Here is a 19,616-nt window from a genome sequence, read left to right as displayed (position 1 = left end):
ATAACCGCCGCACCTGAATCGATCACGCACGCGTATTGGACAGATCGGGCGCGTGCTACGAGGGTGGAGGCATGGCTTACGAACCCGATCCCACCCGCTATGACCGCATGCTGTACCGCCGCACCGGACGCAGCGGCCTTGACCTCCCTGCCCTCTCGCTGGGGTTCTGGCACAACTTCGGCGACGACCGCGCGTTCGAGACCCAGCGCGCCACCGCGCTGCGCGCCTTCGATCTCGGCATCACGCACTTCGACCTCGCCAACAACTACGGTCCGCCCTACGGATCGGCCGAGGTGAACTTCGGGCGGATCATGCGCGACGACCTGCGCCCGTTCCGCGACGAGATCGTCGTCTCGTCGAAGGCCGGCTGGGACATGTGGCCGGGGCCGTACGGGCAGGGCGGCGGCGGACGCAAGTACATGCTCGCCAGCCTCGACCAGTCGCTGAACCGCCTCGGGCTCGACTACGTCGACATCTTCTACTCGCACCGGCCCGACCCGTCGACACCGCTCGAGGAGACCATGCAGGCTCTCGACACCGCCGTGCGGTCGGGCAAGGCGCTCTACGTGGGCATCTCGTCCTACGGCGCCGAGGACACCCGGCGCGCGGCCGAGATCCTGCGCGAGCTCGGCACGCCGCTGCTCATCCACCAGCCCTCCTACTCGATGCTGAACCGCTGGGTCGAGCGCGAGGGCCTCCTCGACGCCGCCGGCGACCTGGGCGTCGGAGTCATCGGCTTCACGGCTCTGGCGCAGGGGATGCTCACCGACAAGTACCTCAACGGCGTGCCCCAGGGCTCGCGGGCGGCGGAGGACAGCTCCTTCGACAAGGCGTGGCTGACCGACGAGGCCCTCGGGCACCTCCGCGCCCTCAACGACATCGCCTCGGCGCGCGGTCAGTCGCTCGCCCAGCTCGCCTTGGCCTGGGCCCTCCGCGACGAGCGCGTCACCTCGCTGGTGATCGGCGCGAGCAGTGTGGCGCAGCTCGAGCAGAACGTGGGCGCTCTCGACAAGCTGGACTTCACCGACGCCGAGCTGGCCGCCATCGACACGCACGCGATCGACGCGGGTGTGGACCTCTGGGCCGAAGCGCGCCGCGGCGAGGTGTAGGGAGGTACCGAAGCGCAGGAAAGCACCGAAGCGCAGGGAAGTACCACCGGCGCCGCGCCCTGTCATCCCCTTGTCGCTGTGCGGGGTCCGCGCGTAGTTTCACCTCAGCGCACTGGATGCGACACCCGGGGAGTCGCCGATCACGGGCGGCGGGTGTCTTCCCGGTGCGTGTGGGGCGAGTCCCGGGTGGGCCGGCGCTGCACTGGCCCACCCGGGACCGTTCGCTGCGGCGGCGGTCAGCCGGCCGCGGCTCCGTTCGCGCCCGCTGTTCCGCTCGGATCGGGCGTTGCGCTCCGATCGGGCGTTCCAGTCGCGTTCGCCGCCGATCCGTCGTCGAGCGGACGGATCAGGTCGGGACTGTCGCCGGTGACCGGTCCGACACGGTCGAACACGAGGTCGCCGGCCACGGGAACGGCCGCGCGCACCGCTTCGTCGACGAGCGCCTGGTCTCCGGTGATCGTCGGGTCGACCCAGTGATCCCAGAGGTCGCGGGGCAACGGCACCGGGTTGCGGTCGTGGATGTGCTCGAGGGTGTGCACCGCGTCTGACGTGAGGATGGTCGCCGTCAGGTGCCAGCGGGCCGGGTCGTCGCGGGACATCGCCGGGTCGGCCCACCACGCGTACAGTCCCGCGAAGCCGAGCAGCTCGCCGTCGGCCGCATGGATGAAGTACGGCGTCTTCTTCTTGGTGACGGGATCGGTCTGCCATTCGTAGTAGCCGATGGCGGGGACGATGGCCCGGCGCGAGGCGACCGAGGCCTTGAACATCGGCTTCTCGGCGGCGGTCTCGGCACGGGCGTTGAAGGTGGGCACCTTGGTCTTGAGTTCTTTCGACCACGACGGCACCAGCGACCAGCGAGCCAGCTCCAGCCGGCGCACCGACGGCTCGTCTTTCTTCTTGCTCTCGAGGAACACGGGGATCGGGTCGGTCGGCGAGATGTTCCAGCTGGGCCGCCAGTCGCGGAAGTCGCCGCCCTCGGCCACGAACTCCTGGATCATGTCGTCGGTCTCTTTGTCCATCGCAAAGCGTCCGCACATATCGCCAGCCTACGACGCGCCTCCGACATCGCCATGCTGTGACTGCTCACAGCCTTCCCAGCTTTCAGGCTCCGGATGCTCGCCGCCGATCGCCCGCCCCCGAGTCCGGGAAGAATCCCGTTTTCGCCCCGAATCGGCGGGACTCTTCCCGTACTCGAGGGCGGAATGGACTCGCGGTTCCGGGCATTCCGTGTAAGTTGAGGAATAATCACCCCCCAACAGGGTTCACGTAAACTGTTAAAACGATGTAATCTCACTTTTGTGAATAGGTGAGAAACAGTCATTTTCAGTTCGCTGAACTCCTCGGTCGGTCTCACGAGTGGGTTTCCCCGGTTCACAACCCGAATGAACCAAACCCGACTCGCAGGGACAGCCCGTGAACCCGCATCCGCCGTGTCGAGCGACCAGGTCGCTCACCCCCCTCGGTGACCCGAGGGCCGCTCGGCGCGCGCGGACACACGGACGAACCCTCCTGAGCGGAGTCGGCGGCGGCTTAGCCGTTCGAGACCACGGCTTTCCCCCAGTCGTCGCCGGCTCTTCGGTCGAACACACCATCAGCGCGGGGAGGGCGCCCAGATGACCGTACTCAAGCCACGACTCGCCTTCGTCGGCCACTACCCCGCCAGCGCTGTGCGTCCCGTCTCCTCCGAGCGCACCTGGGCTCGCCAGTACCGTGCGCGTCTCTTCGTGACCGATACGGTGATCATCCTCGCGTCGACCATCGGCGCGATGTTCCTGCGGTTCGGCCTCGACGAGACCGGAACGCAGTTCGCGGGGTTCCGCACCGATTACTTCTCCCTCTCCCTCTTCATCGCCGCGACCTGGCTGTTCACCCTCGCCGTCTACCACACGCGCGATCCCCGCGTCGTCGGGGTCGGCGTCGCCGAGTACAAGCGGGTCGTCAACAGCACAGCGCTCACGTTCGGACTGCTGGCCATCGTCTTCCTGGTGTTCAAGGTCGACATCGCGCGCGGCTACTTCGTGCTGGCACTCCCTGCAGGGATGCTCGGAGTGCTGTTCTCACGCTGGCTGTGGCGGCAGTGGCTCATCCGGCAGCGGATGTTCGACCACTACCTCTCACGCGCCCTGGTCGTCGGCGGGCACAAGGACGTCGATTACGTGGTGCGGCAGATCCACGAAGCATCAGGGGCCGCATACAACGTGGTCGGCGCATCCCTCGACACCGGCAAGCGCAAGGGCGCCAAGAAGGAGGCCGCCCTCAAGCGTCCCATCGCCTCGCCCTCGCGCGAGGTCCCCGTCGTGTCCGACCTCGACGGGGTGGCCGAAGCGGCGGCCCGGCTCGGCGCCGACACGGTGATCGTGGCCGGCCACGCCCTGACCGGCGGCGACTTCGTGCGCAACCTCGCCTGGCAGCTCGAAGGCACCGCGACCAACCTGGTGCTGGCTTCGCGGCTCACCGACGTCGCCGGCCCGCGCATCCACTTCCGCCCGGTCGAGGGGCTCCCCCTGATCCAGGTGGAGATCCCGCAGTTCGAAGGCGGCAAGCACGTTCTCAAGCGGGCGTTCGACTTCGTCGTGTCCGGAGTGTCCCTTGTGCTGCTCATCCCCTTCTTCCTCGTGATCGCCCTGCTCATCAAGCTCGACGACGGCGGCCCCGTGTTCTTCACCCAGGAGCGCGTCGGCCGCAACGGCGAGACGTTCCGCATGTTCAAGTTCCGCTCCATGGTGCTCGACGCCGAAGACATGCTCGCCAAGCTGCAGAAGCTGAACGAGGGCAACGGCGTGCTCTTCAAGCTGAAGAAGGACCCGCGCGTGACCCGCGTCGGCCGCTTCCTGCGCAAATTCTCGCTGGACGAGTTCCCGCAACTCGTCAACGTGTTCCTCGGTGACATGAGCCTCGTCGGGCCGCGCCCGCCACTGCCCGTCGAAGTGAAGGAGTACGAGAACCACGTCCACCGCCGTCTCTACATCAAGCCGGGACTCACCGGCATGTGGCAGGTGAACGGCCGATCCGACCTCTCGTGGGATGAGAGCGTCCGGCTCGACCTCTACTACGTGGAGAACTGGTCGCTCACCGGCGACCTCGTCATCATGTGGCGCACCCTCAAAGTGCTCACACACCCCGTGGGAGCGTACTGATGCTCTCCCGACAACGCAGTCGCAGTACCCGCAGTCACAACCCCCACCCGACCAATACGAACACCGAGGTTGTCATGAGCACTGAACTTCGTCCTCGCGCACGCTCGCTGGGCATCCTGACCGCCGTCGTCACGACGGTCGGCCTCGTCTTCGGAGGCCTCGCCCTCGCGTCGCCCGCCTCCGCCGACACGGCCCCACCCGACCCGACGAATCCGGCGTCGCCACCGACAGTCGCCGCCGATCCGCTGCCCACCACCCAGATCGACGGGGTGGCGTGGGCGCAGGTGGTCGTCGGCAACACTGTGTATGTCGCGGGCAAGTTCACGACAGCACGCCCCGCCGGCGCAGCAGCCGGCACCAACACGACCCCGCGCAGCAATCTGCTCGCATACGACATCACCACCGGCAACCTGATCTCGAGCTTCGACGTTCCGCTGAACGCCCAGGCGCTCGCGATCACGGCCTCGCCCGACGGCTCGCGGGTGTACGTCGGTGGTGACTTCACGACGGCCGGCACCGGCAACTACTACCGCATCGTCGCGATCAGCACCGCCACCGGCCAGGTGATCAGCTCGTTCCGGCCCATCATGGAGAGCCAGGTGCGCTCCCTCGCAGCGACCAACACAGCGGTCTACGCGGGCGGGACGTTCTCGAGCGTCAACGGAACCTCGCACACCTACGTCGCCAAGATCAACGCCTCGGACGGCTCGCTCGACGCGAGCTGGACCCCGACGGCCGACGCCGCGGTCGACGCGCTCGCAGTGAGCCCCGACGGCAGCAAGGTCTACATCGGCGGCCGCTTCCAGAACGTCAGCGGGTCCGCGCACTACGGCCTCGCGATGGCCTCGGGCACAGACGGGACGCTGCTTCCGTTCGCTGTGAACTCGGTGGTCCGGGATGCGGGCACACAGGCCGGCATCACCGCCCTCGTGGCGACCGACGACCGGGTCTACGGCTCGGGCTACGTATTCGGCGCCGGCGGCAACCTGGAAGGCAGCTTCTCCGCCGACCCGGACGGCAACCTCCTCTGGATGGAGGACTGCCACGGCGACACCTACTCGATCCACCCGCTCGGCGACGCGCTCTATGCAGCCGGTCACCCGCACTACTGCGGCAATGTCGGCGGCTTCCCGCAGACCAACCCGTGGACCTACCACCACACGATCGCCTTCTCGAAGGCGGCCACCGGCACCCTGACGAACAACGGTGACGGCGCGTACGCCAACTTCACCGGTCGGCCCTCGCCGACCCTGCTCAACTGGTACCCGGACTACGTGACCGGCTCCTACACCGGCCAGGGTCAGGCAGCCTGGAGCATCTCGGGCAACAGCCAGTACCTCGCCGTCGGCGGCGAGTTCCCGTTCGTCAACGGCATCGCCCAGTACGGCCTCACCCGCTACGCGGTGAACACGGTCGTGAAGAGCAAGGTCGCTCCGAACATCAACACCTCGCTCGTTCCGAACGCCGCCTCCTTCGCGGCCGGCCAGGCGCGCATCTCCTGGACGTCGACCTTCGATCGGGACAACGTGAACCTGAACTACAAGCTGGTCCGCGACGGCAACCTGGCCAACCCGGTCTACCAGACCAACCAGATCTCCAACTTCTGGACGAGACCGGCGATGGGCTACATCGACAACGGACTGGTGCCGGGGAGTACGCACTCCTACCGCCTGTATGTGACCGATCCCGACGGCAACCAGGTCTCCCGCCTCGGCAACACGGTCACCATCAGCGCGACCGACTCGGGCGGCGCCTATGCCGACTCGGTGAAGACCGCGGGAGCGACCTCCTACTGGCCTCTTGACGAGGCGAGCGGCACCGCCGGCTTCGACCACATCGGGTTCAACGACCTGCAAGTGCAGGCCGGAGTGACCCGAGGGGCCGCAGGACCGGTCACCGGAGTGACCGCATCCACCTTCAACGGCACCTCGACCGGCTGGGCAGTGACCCCGTCCTCGATCCCCGGACCGAACACCTTCACCGTCGGAGCGTGGTTCAAGACCACGACGACGAGCGGCGGCAAGATCATCGGCTTCGGTAACGCGAACGTCGGGACGTCATCCGGATACGACCGCCACGTCTACATGGACAACAGCGGCAAGATCTGGTTCGGCGTCTATCCCGGCGGTGTGCGAACGGTGAACAGCTCCGCGTCGTACAACAACGGGCAATGGCACCAGGTCGTCGCCTCGCTGGGCTCCAACGGGATGCGCCTCTACGTCGACGGCAAGGTCGTCGGCAGCCGGACGGATGTCACCACCGGTCAGGACTACGCGGGCTACTGGCGGGTCGGAGGTGACAACCTGGGCAGCTGGACGTCGCAGCCGAGCAGCAACTTCTTCGCCGGCGACATCGGCCAGGTAGCCATCTACCCGACGGTCCTCGACCGCTCGGTGGTCGTGAACCAGTACATGGCGACCGGACGCCCGTCCCCGCTGGCACCGGCACCCGCCGATGCCTATGGCGCGGCCGTCTACAACAGCAACCCGGACCTCTTCTGGCGTCTCGACGAGACGAGCGGCTCCACGGCGAACAGCGCCGACGCGTACACCAGCAATGGAACGTACTCGGGCACCGCGACCACGAAGAACCAGACGGGTGTGCTTCCGGGCAACGCCGACAAGGCGGTGAGGTTCAACACCAACTTCAGCGGATCGAGCGGCGGAATCGTGACCAGCAACCAGCTGGTCTCCAACCCGACGACCTACTCCGAGGAGATCTGGTTCAAGACCACGACCACCAAGGGCGGCAAGCTGATCGGATTCGGCGACGCCAAGACGGGACTGTCGGGCAGCTACGACCGTCACGTCTACATGCAGGATGACGGACGCATCGTGTTCGGCACCTGGACCGGTCAGGCCAACACCATCACCTCGCCGAATCCGCTGAACAACAATGCCTGGCACCACGCGGTGGCCACCCAGGCAGGCGACGGCATGAAGCTGTACGTCGACGGCGTGCTCGTCGGGACCAACCCGCAGACGCAGGCGCAGGCCTACGACGGCTACTGGCGGATCGGCGGCGACAACACCTGGGGCTCCACCGGCCCGTACTTCTCGGGAACCCTCGATGAGGCGGCCGTCTACTCCAGTGAGCTGAGCGCTCAGGATGTGGCCAACCACTACTCGCTCGCGACGTCCGGCACCCTGCCGAACCAGGCGCCCACGGCGAACTTCACCAGCAGCCAGGACGGCCTGACGGTGAACGTGGACGGCAGCACGTCGACCGACTCGGACGGCACGATCGCCTCGTACGCCTGGGACTTCGGTGACGGAGGCACGGCGACCACTGCTACGGCCAGCCACGTCTACGGGCAGGACGGCACCTACGCCGTCAAGCTCACCGTGACCGACAACCAGGGCGTCACCGGCACGAAGACCACCTCGGTCACCGTCGCGGCGCCGCCGCCGAACCAGGCACCCGTCGCCGCGTTCACCTCCGCAGTGACCAACCTGAGCGTCGCGTTCGACGCCTCGGGCTCGGCCGACCCGGATGGAACGGTCGCCTCGTACGCCTGGGACTTCGGTGACGGGAGCACCGGCACCGGCGTCAACCCGACGCACGTCTACGGCTCGGCAGGAACGTTCACGGTCTCGCTGACCGTGACCGACGGCCAGGGGCTCGCGGGAACAGCCGTCACGCACGATGTGACGACGGTCCTTCCGCCGAACCAGTTGCCGACGGCGTCGTTCACGGCGACTCCGAACGGGCTCGCAGTGGGGGTCGACGGCACAGCGTCCAACGATCCGGATGGGACCATCGCGTCGTACGCGTGGGACTTCGGTGACGGCGGCACGGCCACCACCTCGACGGCGAACCACACCTACGCGACCGGCGGCACCTACCCGGTGCAGCTGACCGTGACCGACAACCGGGGCGGCACGAACACGGCCACCAAGTCGGTGACCGTGACCGCACCGCCGCCGGCGGCGATCGCCTCCGACACGTTCGAGCGCACCTCCGCCAGCGGCTGGGGTAGCTCCGACCTCGGCGGCGCCTGGACCGGCGCCGGCGCGGCCAGCGCCTACACCGTCGGCTCCGGCACCGCCTCGATCGTCGGGATCGCCGGGTCCACCAAGACCGAACTGCTCGGCAGTGTCTCCAGCACCAACACCGACACCACCGTCCAGTTCCGCCTCGATAAGACCTCGACCGGCGGCGGCCTGTACGTCTCCGCGATCGGCCGCTCGATCGGTACCGCCGAATACAGCGCCCGCGTCTGGATGCAATCCAGCAACGTGGTCCAGCTGCAACTGCTGCAAGGCTCCACCGCGCTGAAGGCGCTGAACATCACCGGCCTCACCTACGTCCCCGGACAGCAATACCAGGTGCGACTGCAAGTGTTCGGCACCAACCCCACCACGGTCCGCGCCCGCGTCTGGACCGGGGCCACCGAACCGACCACCTGGCAGGCCAGCGTCACCGACACCACCGCAGCCCTCCAGGCCGCCGGCTCCGTCGGGCTCCGCGCCTTCCTGTCCGGTACGGCGACCGACGCCCCGCTGACCACGAAGTTCGACAACTTCGTCGTCACACCCGCCCAGTAGGAGCATCCGGATGACCACCCCCAGCCGTCGTCGGCAGAACGCGACCATCCTCGTCGCACACCCCAGCGCGGAGCTCTACGGCTCCGACCGGGTGATGCTCGAGAGTGTGAGCGCCCTGCTCGACGACGGCTGGGAGGTCGTCGTCACCGTTCCGACCGACGGTCCCCTCCTCACCGAACTGCTGGCGCGGGGTGCGCGGGTCGAGATCTGCCCGAGCCCGGTACTCCGCAAGAGCGTGCTGCGCCCGGCCGGGATGCTGCAGTTCCTGCGCACCTCGGCCGCCGGCACCTGGCACGGCTCGTCGCTGCTGCGGCGCGAACGGCCGGCGCTGGTCTACGTCAACACCATCACCATCCCCCTCTGGGCCGTCCTCGCCCGGACCCATCGCACGCCGGTGCTCACCCACGTGCACGAAGGCGAAGCCTCCGCATCCAAGCTGATGCGTCGAGTGCTCGCCCTCCCCCTCTTTCTCTCGTCGGCGCTCGTGGCGAACAGCCGTTTCAGCGTCGGCGTTCTCGAGAGCTCCTTCCACCGGCTCGGGCGGCGCGCCGAAGTCGTGTACAACGCCGTGCCGGGCCCTCCGGCGCATCGTCCCGTCCGCCGCGACCTGGCCGGCCGAATGCGCGTCACCTACATCGGCCGTCTCTCCCCCCGCAAAGGCGTGGACGTCGCCATCGACGCACTCGCCGAGCTCCGCTCCCGCGGGGTGGAGGCCGACCTCGACCTCGTCGGCTCGGTGTTCCCCGGCTACGAATGGTACGAAAGCGAGCTGCGCGCGCGGGTGTCGGCGGCCGACCTCGGATCGAGGGTGACCTTCCACGGCTTCCAGCCGTCGGTGTGGGAACTGGTCGGTTCGAGCGACGTGGTCGTCGTGCCGTCCCGGGTGGACGAGCCGTTCGGCAACACGGCGGTCGAGGCGATCCTCGCCGGCCGGCCCGTGATCGCGAGCGCCACCAGCGGCCTCCTGGAGGCGACCGCCGGCTACACGACGGCCACGACGGTGGCACCGGGCAGTGTGGATGCTCTGGCGAACGCGCTCGAGGCGACCGTCGACGAGTGGGCCGAGCGCGCCGACGCGATGTGGGCGGACACGAAGACGGCCCAGGCGCGCCACAGCGTGAGCGCGTACCGGCGCCGGATCGCCCAGATCGTGCGCGGGCTCACGGCGCGTCCGCCGCGGCGTTAGCCTGCGGCCTTCGGCCGGGCCGCCGGCCGCGGGCGGCCGGCGCCGCTAGAGCTTGGGCCTCTTGACCCGCTCGGCGACCGTGTCGGAGCGCACGGCCGACGCGCGCGCCGGCTCGTAGAGCTCCTCGTCGTCGAGGGTGGGGTCTCCCAGTTCGTCCTCGAGCTCGTCGTCCTGCGGCGAGTCCTCCGCCTCAGGGAAATCGAGTTCGAGCCCGTCGATGTCGGTCGCGGTCACGTCGTCGGGTGCCACATCTGCCGCCGCATCCGGGGCCGCGTCGGGCATCCCATCCGGGCCGGCGTCCGACGCCGCATCCCGGCCCGCATCCGGGCCGGCGTCCGACGCCACGATCGCTGCCACAGCGGCGGCCGAAGCGGCGGCCGAAACGCCGGCCGGCGAAGGTGCCGACACAGACGACGCAGCCGCGTCGGCGTCGGGAGCGTCGCCTCGCGACGACGTACGGGGCGGCACCGGCGGCAGGATGATCGGCACGACCGGCTCGCGTCGCGAGAAGATCCGACGCCACCAGGGCTTCGGCGGCTCAGCCGCGCGGCGGTAGTAGGCGTGCCGGTCCTTCGACGGCGTCGCGCGGTTGAGCACGATGCCGAGCACCCGAACACCCGACTTCTCCAACGAGTCCATCGCCTGCGCGAGTTGCGGCCGGTGCGCGCGCGTGCGGTCGACGACGACGAGCGCTCCGTCGAGCATCCGGGCCAGGATCGCTGCGTCGGCCACGGCCCCCATCGGCGCCGTGTCGAAGACGACGACGTCGTACTCCCTCGTCAGGCGGTCGACCAGGTCGGCCATGACGCGCGAGGAGAGCAGCTCGCTCGGGTTGGGCGGGATCGGTCCGCTGGCGAGCACGTACAGGCCCGTGCTCCCCCAGGTCTGCACGACGTCCTCGACGGGCGCCCGCCCGACCAGCACCGACGTGAGGCCCGCGGCCCCCGGGAGACCTGTGTAGGCGGCGATCATCGGGCGGCGCAGGTCGGCGTCCACCAGGAGCACCTTGCGGCCGCTCTCGGCGAGCGCGAGCGCGAGGTTGAGCGAGACGACGGACTTCCCTTCGCCGGGGATCGACGAGGTCACGACGAAACCGAGCGTGTCGGAGTCGACCGCGACGAACTCGAGGTTCGACCGCAACTGCCGGTAGTTCTCCGCCGAGTTCGAGAGCGGATCCCGCAGCACGACGGGTCCGGCCATACGACGCCTCTCGCGGTCGGCGACGCCGAGGAGCGGCACACCGGTGACACCGGTGGCGATCCCGGCCGTGTGGACCCGGGTGTCGAGCACCTCACGCAGCACGATGATGAGGGAGCCGACCAGCAGCCCGAGCACGAGCCCGGCCACCAGGTTGAGCCGGGTGTTCGGCGACGACGGCACGACCGGTGTGACGGCCGGCTGGATGACGCGCACAGCCACCGTGGTGTCACCGGCCGCGCTCTTCGGCGCGATCTGCTCGACCTTGGCGCTCAGGCTCGTCGCGACGGCGTTCGCGATCTTCGCCGCCTCGGCCGGGTCGGTGTTCGACACCGAGAGCTCCAGGATGACCGTGTTCTGCGGAGTGCTCACCGAGACCGAATCCGACAGATCCGAGGGCGTCATTGACAGGTCGAGTTCATCGGTCACCGGCGCGAGCACAAGCGGAGAGGTCGCGAGCTGCGCGAACGACAGCATCTGGTTCTGGGTGTACGTCGAGCCCTGGTTGAGGTCGTTCGCCGTCCCGCCGTAGTTGAGCGAGAAGTAGAGGCTCGAGGTCGCCGTGTAGAGGGGCGTCGCCACCTGGGACAGTCCCCACCCCGCGATCGCTCCCACGATCGTCGAGATGACCAGGACGTACCAATAGCGCCTGAAAGCGGCCGGGTACTGGTGCTGACTCATTGCGGTGCCTCTCACTTGGTCGGAGGTGGGGCGGGGAGGGCGGGCGTGACGCGAGTGCGGATGCATCTATGACCGCCTTCCACGAAGCGGCGCCGCGAGCTCTCGCGGTTCCGCCGGTGTTCGGTGATGGACGAGGGTGAGCTCGCCGGTCGTGTCCGCGGCGGTGCGGCCACGAAGCGCGAGCTGTGTGGAGGCAGCGAGTCCGATCGCGAACCACACGAACACGGAGTACTGGGTGATGAGGGCCACCGTCGCGAACGCGGGGATCTGGGCGACGACGGCGATGGTGGGCGGGGTCGCCCGGCGCATGAAGACGAGCACGATGCCCACGGCGAGCGCGACCACGATGAGGATGAGCGCGATCAGCCCGCTGGAGAGCCCGCTGAGGATGAGCTGGCTGTCGATCGAGCGGAAGTTCCCGAAGTAGACCTGACCGGTCGAATCCTTCTCGGCGGAGTCCGCGACACCGACAAGGTTCATGCTTCCGAGCAGCGACAGGAGGTCGCTGCGGTAGGCGGCGCTTCCGGATGCCTCGCTGCCCGCATCGTCGAACACGGTCGACACCAGGGGGAAGAGCACGGCGGAGACGAGGACGACGCAGCTGGTCAGCACGATGCGGCTGCGGCGGGAGATCTCGTCGCGCATGAAGACGATCGACAGCACCAGTCCGAGCAGGGCGCCGATCATCCCGATCCGGCTGAAGGTGAGGACCGTGGCGAACAGCATGAGCAGGACCATCCCCGCCCGGACGAGCAGCGGGAAGCGCGCTGCCAGGGTGAGCGGCACCGCGATCGCGAGGCTCGACCCGAGGGCGATCGAGTGGCCGAACGCCCCTTCTGCGCGCATCACGCCTCCACGCTCCTGCAGGGTCCCCCAGATCGCGAACATCGAGTTGTTCACGTGGATGAGCACGAACGGGTTCCACCCGGTGAAGAACTCGATGATCGCCAGCACGCTCACCACGGTGAGGGCGACACCGATGGCGCCGTAGATCCAGGTCGGGTCCACGCGCAGCGGCGCGATCCGGCCGATCACGTAGCCGATCACGAAGTAGGTCACCAGCGAGAACGCGAAGCCCAGAGCGATCGTGGGGCTCTTCGCCAGCAGCGAGGTGAGCCCGAACACGATCAGCATCACCACCAGGGCGTCGAGCAGGCTGAATCTGAACGACCGGATGGGCAGCAGCGCCACCGAGACGAGCAGCGCGGCCGCCGCCACGGCCGGCAGGTAGTAGTTGCCGTTGAACCCGATGCCGAGCCCGATCCAGACCGGAACGAAGCAGAGCACGACGATCCACGTCCCCACCGCCAGTTTCGGCGCCCTGCGCAGCACGAAGAACGCCACGACCGCCGCGACCAGCGCGGCGGCGGCGATCAGCGAACGATCGACGGTGGGCCCGGTGACCGCTGCGAGGACGGAGGAGGAGAGCATCGGTGGCGGCTCCTCCTCCTACTTGAAGACCGTGACGGGCGCTCCGGCCGCGTCGGTCATCGTGACGACCGCGGCTGCGCGCTGGTCGGCGGGAACCGAGAACAGGTACACACCGGATGCGGTCGCACCGTTCGCGAGGGAGCCGTGCAGCGGCTTGGCCCCGTTCGAGAGCGCCACGGCCGGGGTGGACTTGCTGCCGTAGTAGGAGTTCACCGACACCTGGGAGAGCGAAACGTCCTTGCCGGTGGTGTTGGTGAGGGCGATGGTCACCTTGATGGCCGATCCGGCGGTCTCACCGGCGCGGATCGCCTTGGCGTCCACGGGCTCGATCGAGACGATCTTCGCGGTCATGCCCCCGCTGAGCTTGGCGTCGACGTTCTTGCCGACGGTCTGATCGACCGTGGCGCCGTAGCGGGGGTCGACTTTGGGTTTGCTCGTCGCCTTGCCGGTGGCCGGCGTCGCGGTCGGCGCCGGCGGTTGCGGCGAGGTCGTGCTCGCTCCGGGGATCACGGCCGGTCCGCCTCCAGGCTGCTGGTTGCCCGCATTCGTCGCCGCGCCGCGGGCGCCGGCGAGGACGAGAGCCGTCACCACCAAGGCCGCCACCACGACGGCGGCGATGACGATCGCGATCGTCCGTCCGCGGTGCCCGCCGGGCCGATCGCTCGACGCGGGGCTGGAAAGACTGTCGACTTTCGTCATCGGAGGTCTCCTTTCTCAGAGGCGGCACTGGGGTCGGGAGTCCAGGACCGGAGCTCGCGGAACCATTTGACGGCCGCGAGAAGCAGGAAGGCGGTGGTCGCCGCCGCGATCAGCGTGTAGATCACCACGAAGACGGGGACGGCGCCGAGCAGCACGAACGAGAGGCAGAGCACGCCGTAGTCCATCGGGAGCACCGCGAGGGCGCGTAGCCACGACGGCCGTCCCGGTTGTTCGGCGGCGAGGGGAACGGCTCCCGCGGTGCGGCGCCGCAGCTGCTCGGTGAGGATCATGCCGAAGAACAGCACCGCGGAGACGATCGCGAAGCCGATCGGCACGAGAAGCCAGGCGGTGGGCACGACGTCGAAACGGTAGAACCCGATCGCGAGCGCCAGCGGCATCGTCGACACCTTGGTGGCGTCGACCATGTGGTCGAGCCATTCCCCGGCCGGGCTGCTCGTCCCCTGGAGGCGCGACACCTGACCGTCGGCCGAGTCGAAGGCGTAGCCGATCAGAAGGAGCAGTGCGATGACGATGCCGAGGATCCACGACGGCGGGAAGACGATGAGCAGCGCGATCGCCGTGAAGGTCCAGATCGCACTGATGCCGGTCACGGCATTCGGGGACAGCCCGGCACGGTACGCCCACGCCGCGATGTACCGGCCGATCCGGCGGTTGACGAAGCGCGAGTATGCGGGCGCCGAACGCGCCGCCGGCTTCTGGGCTGCAGCGAGGCGGTGCAGGACCTGCGCGTAGCTCTCGCGCGAGGCGGGCCTGGCCGCAGGCGTGGCCGCCGATTCCGTGTACCCGTCGCCGGTCATGACGCGCTCACTTCCTCGGTCGCGCTTCCCGCCGGTGTCGTCCGCGCAGGGGCCGTCGTCGTGCTCGCCGGGGCCGTCCCCGTTGCAGCGGGACGCCGCGTGCGCTGACGGAGGAACGGCCGCTTCGGCCGGCGGAGCTCGCGGGTGGCCAGGCGTCCGCACATCCGTTCGTACGCGTCCGCCACGTCGTCCCAGTCGTAGGCCGCGGCCCGCTCGGCTGCGATACGGCCCCGTTCGGCCACCGCTTCGGGGGCGGCCTCCGCCGCGTCGAGCTCCCGCGCCACTCCGGCCGCGTTGGAGAAGAAGGTGCCGGATGCCCCGACGACCTCTCTGTTGAAGGAGACGTCGTACGCGATGGTCGGCGTGCCGGCGCCGATCGCCCGGAGCAGCGACGGGTTGGTGCCGCCCACCGAGTGTCCGTGCAGGTAGGTGTACGCGCCGGCGTACAGCTGGTCGAGGAGCTGTTGGTCCCAGACGCCGCCGAGGAATCGGACCCGGTCGTCTGCGAGTTCGTGCACGCGCCGGGTGTATTCGTCGGCGTACGGCGCCGAGCCGACCACGATCAGCGGTTTCCGTGACGCGCTCCGGCGGTAGCCGTCGACGATGACGTCCACGTGGTTCTCGGCCTCGAAGCGGGCGACCACGAGGTGGTAGCCGCCGGGTGCGAGGTCGAGCCCGGCGAGCAGGTCCGCCGCGTCGTCGACCCGAGGGGCGCCGTAGGCGATGAGCTCGGTGTCCGCGGCGAACTCGTCGCGGTAGTAGTCGGCGATGCCGTGAGCGTCCGCGATCAGTGCGTCGGACCAGCGCACCGCCCAGGATTCGGCGAAGCGGTAGTAGCTGCGGCCTCCGCGTCCCCATTTGGCGCGCCGCCATTCGAGCCCGTCGACGTGGGTGGCGACGGGGATGCGCGCCGCGCGGATCAGCGGCAGGTACGGCGAGTTGGCGGCGTTGAACACGATCGCGGCATCCGTGCGGTGGCGGAGCAGGTGTGCGACGGAGAGTCCCGTGTGGCTGAGGGTCTCGAGCGACCGCTTGCGGAGGGCGCCGCGGTGCACGAGCCGCATCCCGCGGAAGACGTCGGGACGTTCGGCGTCCTGGTCGAGTGTGCGGCAGTACACGACGACGTCGTGGCCGCGCTCGGCGAGTCGCCCGCCGACCTCTTCGACGCACGTCTCGAATCCGCCGTAGCGGGCCGGGACGCCACGCGTGCCGATGAGGGCGATGCTGAGGCGGTTTCCCCCGTTGCCCATGTCTTTCTCGCTCTCGATCGCTTGCGGAACGACGGAACGACCGGAGTGTGGTCCACCTCTCGCGAGACCTGCGAGAGGAATGCTTGTTGATCGCACCAGGGTCGGGTCGCTGTTGCTGCCCTGAGTCTAATGCGAGATTTCCTCAGTTGTCGCCCCCTCATCTGGGGGTGACCCGGAAAGTCAGGTCCAGGAGGCCGATTCGCCGACCGGCGCGGCCGGATTCCCCGCGACGACCGTGTTCGCAGCGACCGAACGGGTGACGACGGAACCGGCAGCGACGACGGCCCCGTCGCCCAGCGTCACACCCTTGAGGACGAGGACGCCCGTGCCGATCAGCACGTGATCGCCGATGACGATCGGCGCGGTGTGTGCACGCACCGAGCCGTCGGGCGCCGTGATGCGGTGGAAGTCCGTATCGAGGAGCTGGGCATCCCACGAGATCTGCGAGCCCGCGCCGACCGTCACACCCGACTCGGCGTTCACGACGGTCCGCGCGCCGATCGCGCTCCCCCGGGCGAGCCGAAGCGTCGCCCCCTCGCCGACCCAGATGCGGGCGCCCTTACGGATCGTGCTGCCGCGCTCCAGCCGGTAGTCGCCCGGACCGCCCAGCCGCACCCCCGAGCCGATACGAGCGCCCGGATGCCCGCGCAGCACGCCGCGCGCCAGCTCGGTGTATCGCCGCAGCCTTCCCCGGATGCTCATGACCCATTCCTACCAGAGCCGGCCGTGCGCCTCTCCAGTTCGTCGCGCACGATCCGGCGGCCGTCCCGGAGCCCGCGCACCGCCGTCGCGAACGGTCTCAGCGAACGCAGGAACTGGCGCCGCCCGCCCTGCAGCAGGATCTCCCACGCCACGGGCGTCGCGGTGCGCCTCCATTCGACCAAGTCGTCCGTGCCGAGATTGCGCGCCGCGAACAGCAGCCGGTTGCGGATGTTGTAGTAGTAGTAGCCGTCGGACTTCGCGGGAGACGTGTGCTCTTCGCCCGACTGCTGCGTGCCGCCCTCCGCGTGCTCGGCCACCGCATCCGGTGCCACCGCCAGTTCGCCGCCCGCGGCGAGCACCCGGTATGAGAGCTCGACGTCCTCCCAATAGAGGAAGTAGCCGTCGGCGAACCCTCCGGCCGCATCCCACAGCTCGGCGGACACGCACAGGCAGGCTCCGCTCAGCCACGGACGGGCGCGCCGCTCGGGCGGCTGCGGCCGCTTGACCGCCGAGCTCATCCGGCCGTCGGCGAGCGAGAGGTCGGCTCCGGCGAACCAGGTCGAGCCGTCGGGGCGCAGCACCCGCGGCGAGACGAGGGTCAGGGGTTCCGCGGCGACCCGGGCGAAGAGCCGCTCGGCGTCGGCGGCGTCGATCGAGGCATCCGGGTTCAGCAGCAGGAAGCGCTGGGCGCCGAGCTCGCGCGCCTTAGCGACGCCGGCGTTCATCCCGAGCCCGAAGCCGAGGTTCGCCTCAGGCAGCACCGTCGCCCACCCCTCGTCGGCGGCCAGCGCCGTCACAGCATCGCGCTCGGATGCCGTACTCCGGTTGTCGACGACGACGACCGTCAGCCCCTCCGCGGCCCGCGTCAACCGCACGAGGTTCTGCGCCAGCAGGGCGGTGGACGCGTAGTTCACCACGATGACGGCACAGCCCGCGAAACGTGCGCGCTCTGGCATAGACTTCCGCTCTGACGACCGAGGGGGTGGAACAGTGCAACCGGACGAGCCGGTGAGAGTGACGATAGCCGTGCCGACGTTCCATCGTCCAGCCGAGCTGACCGCCCTCCTCCCCATGCTCCTCGATCACGCCTCCCGCGCAGCCGAGCTCGCCGGCGCCGACCCGACGCGACCGATGCCCCGATTCGTCGCGGAGGTGCTCGTGGTCGACAACGACCCGGCCGCGAGCGGGCGCGAAGCGGTGGAGGCGATCCGCGATGCGCGCCTGCGCTACGTGGTCGAGGCCCATCCGGGTATCTCCGCCGTGCGCAACCGGGCGGTCGACGAAGCCGCGGGGTCACGTCTTCTCGCCTTCATCGACGACGACGAGCACCCGCACGACGGCTGGCTCGAGCACCTCCTGCGAACGTGGTCGTCCGCCGGGCATCCGGCAGCCGTCTCGGGCCGCGTGGTCGCCTCGTTCGCCGGGCCGCTCGACCCCTGGCTCGAGGCGGGCTCCTTCTACACCCGCCGCAGCATGCCCACCGGCACGCCGATCGACGTGGCCGCCGCCGGCAACCTGCTGCTCGACCTCGACGCCGTCCGCGCGGCGGGGGTGCGCTTCGCCGACGACCTGGGGCTGAGCGGCGGGGAGGACACCCTGTTCAGCCGCGAACTGCACGCCTCCGGCCGCCGCATGGTGTGGTGCGACGAGTCGGTCATCACCGACCTCGTGCCGCTCGACCGCATGACCAGGCGCTGGGTGCTCAAGCGCGCCTGGAGCCACGGCAACTCGGCGAGCGTGCTGCGCGTGCGGCTCTCCGGCGGCGGTGTCCGGGCGCTTGTCGCACGAGTGGCGAGTGTTCTGGCGGGCGTGGCGCGCATCGTCGCCGGGGCGCTGCGCTGGGCGTTCGGGATGCTCAGCCGATCGCTCCGCCACCAGGCGCGCGGTGCCCGGGCGGTGTGGCGCGGGGGCGGCATGGTGCAGGGCGCCGCCGGCGTCGTCTACCAGGAGTACGCCAGGAACGAGACGGCCGCGTGAGCGCACGGAGCCTCCTCGTCGGGGCCGCACGCAAGGCCACGGCGTTCGCCGGCACCGTGGTGGACGTGCGCACGACGGCGCCCGAGTTCGTGCTGACGTACGATGACGGGCCGGTCGCCGGCACCACCGACCACATCCTCTCGGTGCTGGCCGAACGCGGCGGGACCGCCACCTTCTTCGTGCTGCTCACGCGGGTGCGTGCCGACCCGGGACTCCTCGCCGCGCTCGTCGACGCCGGTCACGAGGTCGCGCTGCACGGCGTCGACCACCGCGATCTCACCACCCTCCCTCTCGACGAGGTGCGGAGACGGATGCACGACGGCCATGCCGAACTCGAAGACGTCGCCGGCCGTCCCGTCCGCTGGTACCGGCCGCCCTACGGCCACCAGACCTACCGGGTGTGGCGTTCGATCCACGCCGCCGGGATGACGCCGGTCCTCTGGGGGCCGACGACCTGGGATTCCCGCGGCGACGTCACCCAGGACCAGCGCGTCGCCGCCGCCCTTCGCGGGGCCCGCCGCGGCACGATCCTCCTGGCCCATGACGGGTACGCCGACGCGCACGACGGCGTCGACGACGGCCCGGCGCCGCAGGTCGACCGGGTGGAGCTGCTCACCCGCGTGCTCGACGGCTACGCCGAGCTCGGACTCGCGTCGCGCTCGCTCGGCGACGCGCTCACGGTCGGCTCCCCGATCCTCGAGGGCCGCTTCAAGCGCTGAAGCGCTTGCCCGCCTGCCCGGCTGCCCGGCTGCCCGGCTGCCCGGACCCCTGCCACGGCCGTCGTTTGCCAGTAGGTGTCGTGATAACCGGGCGGGGGGGGGGAGGGACAGAGAAAACGCCAGCCCCGGCGGGCGGCAGGGGGGGGGCGGGACCGGCGCGGCC

Annotated in this window: 14 protein-coding genes; 6 read left to right on the top strand and 8 right to left on the bottom strand. The window is 69.6% G+C overall.

All coding sequences use genetic code 11. From position 1 onward, the window contains the following. Positions 1–71: 71 nt before the first annotated feature. Positions 72–1,109 (top strand): L-glyceraldehyde 3-phosphate reductase, encoded by a 1,038-nt coding sequence (gene mgrA, locus ACFVV5_RS03050; protein WP_387238736.1) that lies wholly within the window; start codon positions 72–74, stop codon positions 1,107–1,109. Between the two features lie 236 nt (positions 1,110–1,345). Here the strand turns inward: mgrA and ACFVV5_RS03045 are convergent, their stop codons facing one another. Then, a complete protein-coding gene (locus ACFVV5_RS03045; protein WP_387238733.1) occupies positions 1,346–2,146 on the bottom strand; it encodes an SOS response-associated peptidase in 801 nt (266 codons plus the stop codon). 576 nt (positions 2,147–2,722) lie between these two features. On the opposite strand from ACFVV5_RS03045, the gene ACFVV5_RS03040 reads away from it, so the two are divergent. The 3 genes from ACFVV5_RS03040 (at position 2,723) to ACFVV5_RS03030 (ending at position 9,979) form a co-directional block, all read left to right on the top strand. Further along, positions 2,723–4,246 carry a sugar transferase gene (locus ACFVV5_RS03040; RefSeq protein WP_387238730.1) on the top strand — a complete coding sequence of 508 codons (1,524 nt, stop codon included), beginning with the start codon at positions 2,723–2,725 and terminating at the stop codon, positions 4,244–4,246. A gap of 74 nt (positions 4,247–4,320) precedes the next feature. Next, the gene (locus ACFVV5_RS03035) at positions 4,321–8,793 is read left to right on the top strand and encodes a PKD domain-containing protein (RefSeq protein ID WP_387238728.1); all 4,473 of its coding nucleotides are present in this window, start codon (positions 4,321–4,323) and stop codon (positions 8,791–8,793) included. A gap of 10 nt (positions 8,794–8,803) precedes the next feature. Further along, positions 8,804–9,979 carry a glycosyltransferase family 4 protein gene (locus ACFVV5_RS03030; RefSeq protein WP_387238725.1) on the top strand — a complete coding sequence of 392 codons (1,176 nt, stop codon included), beginning with the start codon at positions 8,804–8,806 and terminating at the stop codon, positions 9,977–9,979. Positions 9,980–10,024: 45 nt separating this feature from the next. Here the strand turns inward: ACFVV5_RS03030 and ACFVV5_RS03025 are convergent, their stop codons facing one another. From ACFVV5_RS03025 to ACFVV5_RS02995, 7 genes are all read right to left on the bottom strand, one after another. Then, positions 10,025–11,857, bottom strand: coding sequence for a polysaccharide biosynthesis tyrosine autokinase (locus ACFVV5_RS03025; protein WP_387238722.1), 1,833 nt, complete (start codon positions 11,855–11,857; stop codon positions 10,025–10,027). 66 nt (positions 11,858–11,923) lie between these two features. Then, positions 11,924–13,288, bottom strand: a complete 1,365-nt coding sequence (locus ACFVV5_RS03020) for a hypothetical protein (protein WP_387238719.1) — start codon at positions 13,286–13,288, stop codon at positions 11,924–11,926. 18 nt (positions 13,289–13,306) lie between these two features. Then, on the bottom strand, positions 13,307–13,987 hold the full coding sequence (locus ACFVV5_RS03015; protein ID WP_387238717.1) for a hypothetical protein: 681 nt from the start codon (positions 13,985–13,987) through the stop codon (positions 13,307–13,309). Next, entirely contained in the window at positions 13,984–14,805 is an 822-nt protein-coding gene (locus tag ACFVV5_RS03010; RefSeq protein ID WP_387238714.1) for a CDP-alcohol phosphatidyltransferase family protein, read from the bottom strand. The genes ACFVV5_RS03015 and ACFVV5_RS03010 overlap by 4 nt, the downstream gene beginning before the upstream one ends. After that, complete coding sequence (locus tag ACFVV5_RS03005; protein ID WP_387238711.1) at positions 14,802–16,055, bottom strand: DUF1972 domain-containing protein; 1,254 nt, start codon at positions 16,053–16,055, stop codon at positions 14,802–14,804. Before ACFVV5_RS03005 ends, ACFVV5_RS03010 begins: the two co-directional genes overlap by 4 nt. 180 nt (positions 16,056–16,235) lie before the next feature. Next, positions 16,236–16,757, bottom strand: a complete 522-nt coding sequence (locus tag ACFVV5_RS03000) for an acyltransferase (RefSeq protein WP_387238709.1) — start codon at positions 16,755–16,757, stop codon at positions 16,236–16,238. Continuing rightward, entirely contained in the window at positions 16,754–17,713 is a 960-nt protein-coding gene (locus tag ACFVV5_RS02995; RefSeq protein ID WP_387238706.1) for a glycosyltransferase family 2 protein, read from the bottom strand. The genes ACFVV5_RS03000 and ACFVV5_RS02995 overlap by 4 nt, the downstream gene beginning before the upstream one ends. 58 nt (positions 17,714–17,771) lie before the next feature. Here ACFVV5_RS02995 and ACFVV5_RS02990 point away from each other — a divergent pair, with 58 nt between their 5' ends. Both ACFVV5_RS02990 and ACFVV5_RS02985 read left to right on the top strand, forming a co-directional pair. After that, positions 17,772–18,734: a glycosyltransferase family 2 protein gene (locus ACFVV5_RS02990; protein WP_387238704.1), complete on the top strand. Its 963-nt coding sequence runs from the start codon at positions 17,772–17,774 to the stop codon at positions 18,732–18,734. Next, positions 18,731–19,453, top strand: a complete 723-nt coding sequence (locus ACFVV5_RS02985) for a polysaccharide deacetylase family protein (protein ID WP_387238701.1) — start codon at positions 18,731–18,733, stop codon at positions 19,451–19,453. The genes ACFVV5_RS02990 and ACFVV5_RS02985 overlap by 4 nt, the downstream gene beginning before the upstream one ends. Positions 19,454–19,616 lie beyond the last annotated feature (163 nt).

It is taken from the genome of Leifsonia sp. NPDC058248, assembly GCF_042881905.1.
Taxonomy (GTDB): Bacteria; Actinomycetota; Actinomycetes; order Actinomycetales; family Microbacteriaceae; genus Leifsonia.
This window is presented reverse-complemented; position numbering and strand designations above follow the sequence as displayed.

What these genes read in the sequence shown, in the direction of transcription:
- mgrA (WP_387238736.1), top strand. Translation starts at nt 72, where the DNA reads ATGGCTTACGAACCCGATCCCACCCGCTATGACCGCATGCTGTACCGC.
- ACFVV5_RS03045 (WP_387238733.1), bottom strand. Translation starts at nt 2,146, where the DNA reads ATGTGCGGACGCTTTGCGATGGACAAAGAGACCGACGACATGATCCAG.
- ACFVV5_RS03040 (WP_387238730.1), top strand. Translation starts at nt 2,723, where the DNA reads ATGACCGTACTCAAGCCACGACTCGCCTTCGTCGGCCACTACCCCGCC.
- ACFVV5_RS03035 (WP_387238728.1), top strand. Translation starts at nt 4,321, where the DNA reads ATGAGCACTGAACTTCGTCCTCGCGCACGCTCGCTGGGCATCCTGACC.
- ACFVV5_RS03030 (WP_387238725.1), top strand. Translation starts at nt 8,804, where the DNA reads ATGACCACCCCCAGCCGTCGTCGGCAGAACGCGACCATCCTCGTCGCA.
- ACFVV5_RS03025 (WP_387238722.1), bottom strand. Translation starts at nt 11,857, where the DNA reads ATGAGTCAGCACCAGTACCCGGCCGCTTTCAGGCGCTATTGGTACGTC.
- ACFVV5_RS03020 (WP_387238719.1), bottom strand. Translation starts at nt 13,288, where the DNA reads ATGCTCTCCTCCTCCGTCCTCGCAGCGGTCACCGGGCCCACCGTCGAT.
- ACFVV5_RS03015 (WP_387238717.1), bottom strand. Translation starts at nt 13,987, where the DNA reads ATGACGAAAGTCGACAGTCTTTCCAGCCCCGCGTCGAGCGATCGGCCC.
- ACFVV5_RS03010 (WP_387238714.1), bottom strand. Translation starts at nt 14,805, where the DNA reads ATGACCGGCGACGGGTACACGGAATCGGCGGCCACGCCTGCGGCCAGG.
- ACFVV5_RS03005 (WP_387238711.1), bottom strand. Translation starts at nt 16,055, where the DNA reads ATGGGCAACGGGGGAAACCGCCTCAGCATCGCCCTCATCGGCACGCGT.
- ACFVV5_RS03000 (WP_387238709.1), bottom strand. Translation starts at nt 16,757, where the DNA reads ATGAGCATCCGGGGAAGGCTGCGGCGATACACCGAGCTGGCGCGCGGC.
- ACFVV5_RS02995 (WP_387238706.1), bottom strand. Translation starts at nt 17,713, where the DNA reads ATGCCAGAGCGCGCACGTTTCGCGGGCTGTGCCGTCATCGTGGTGAAC.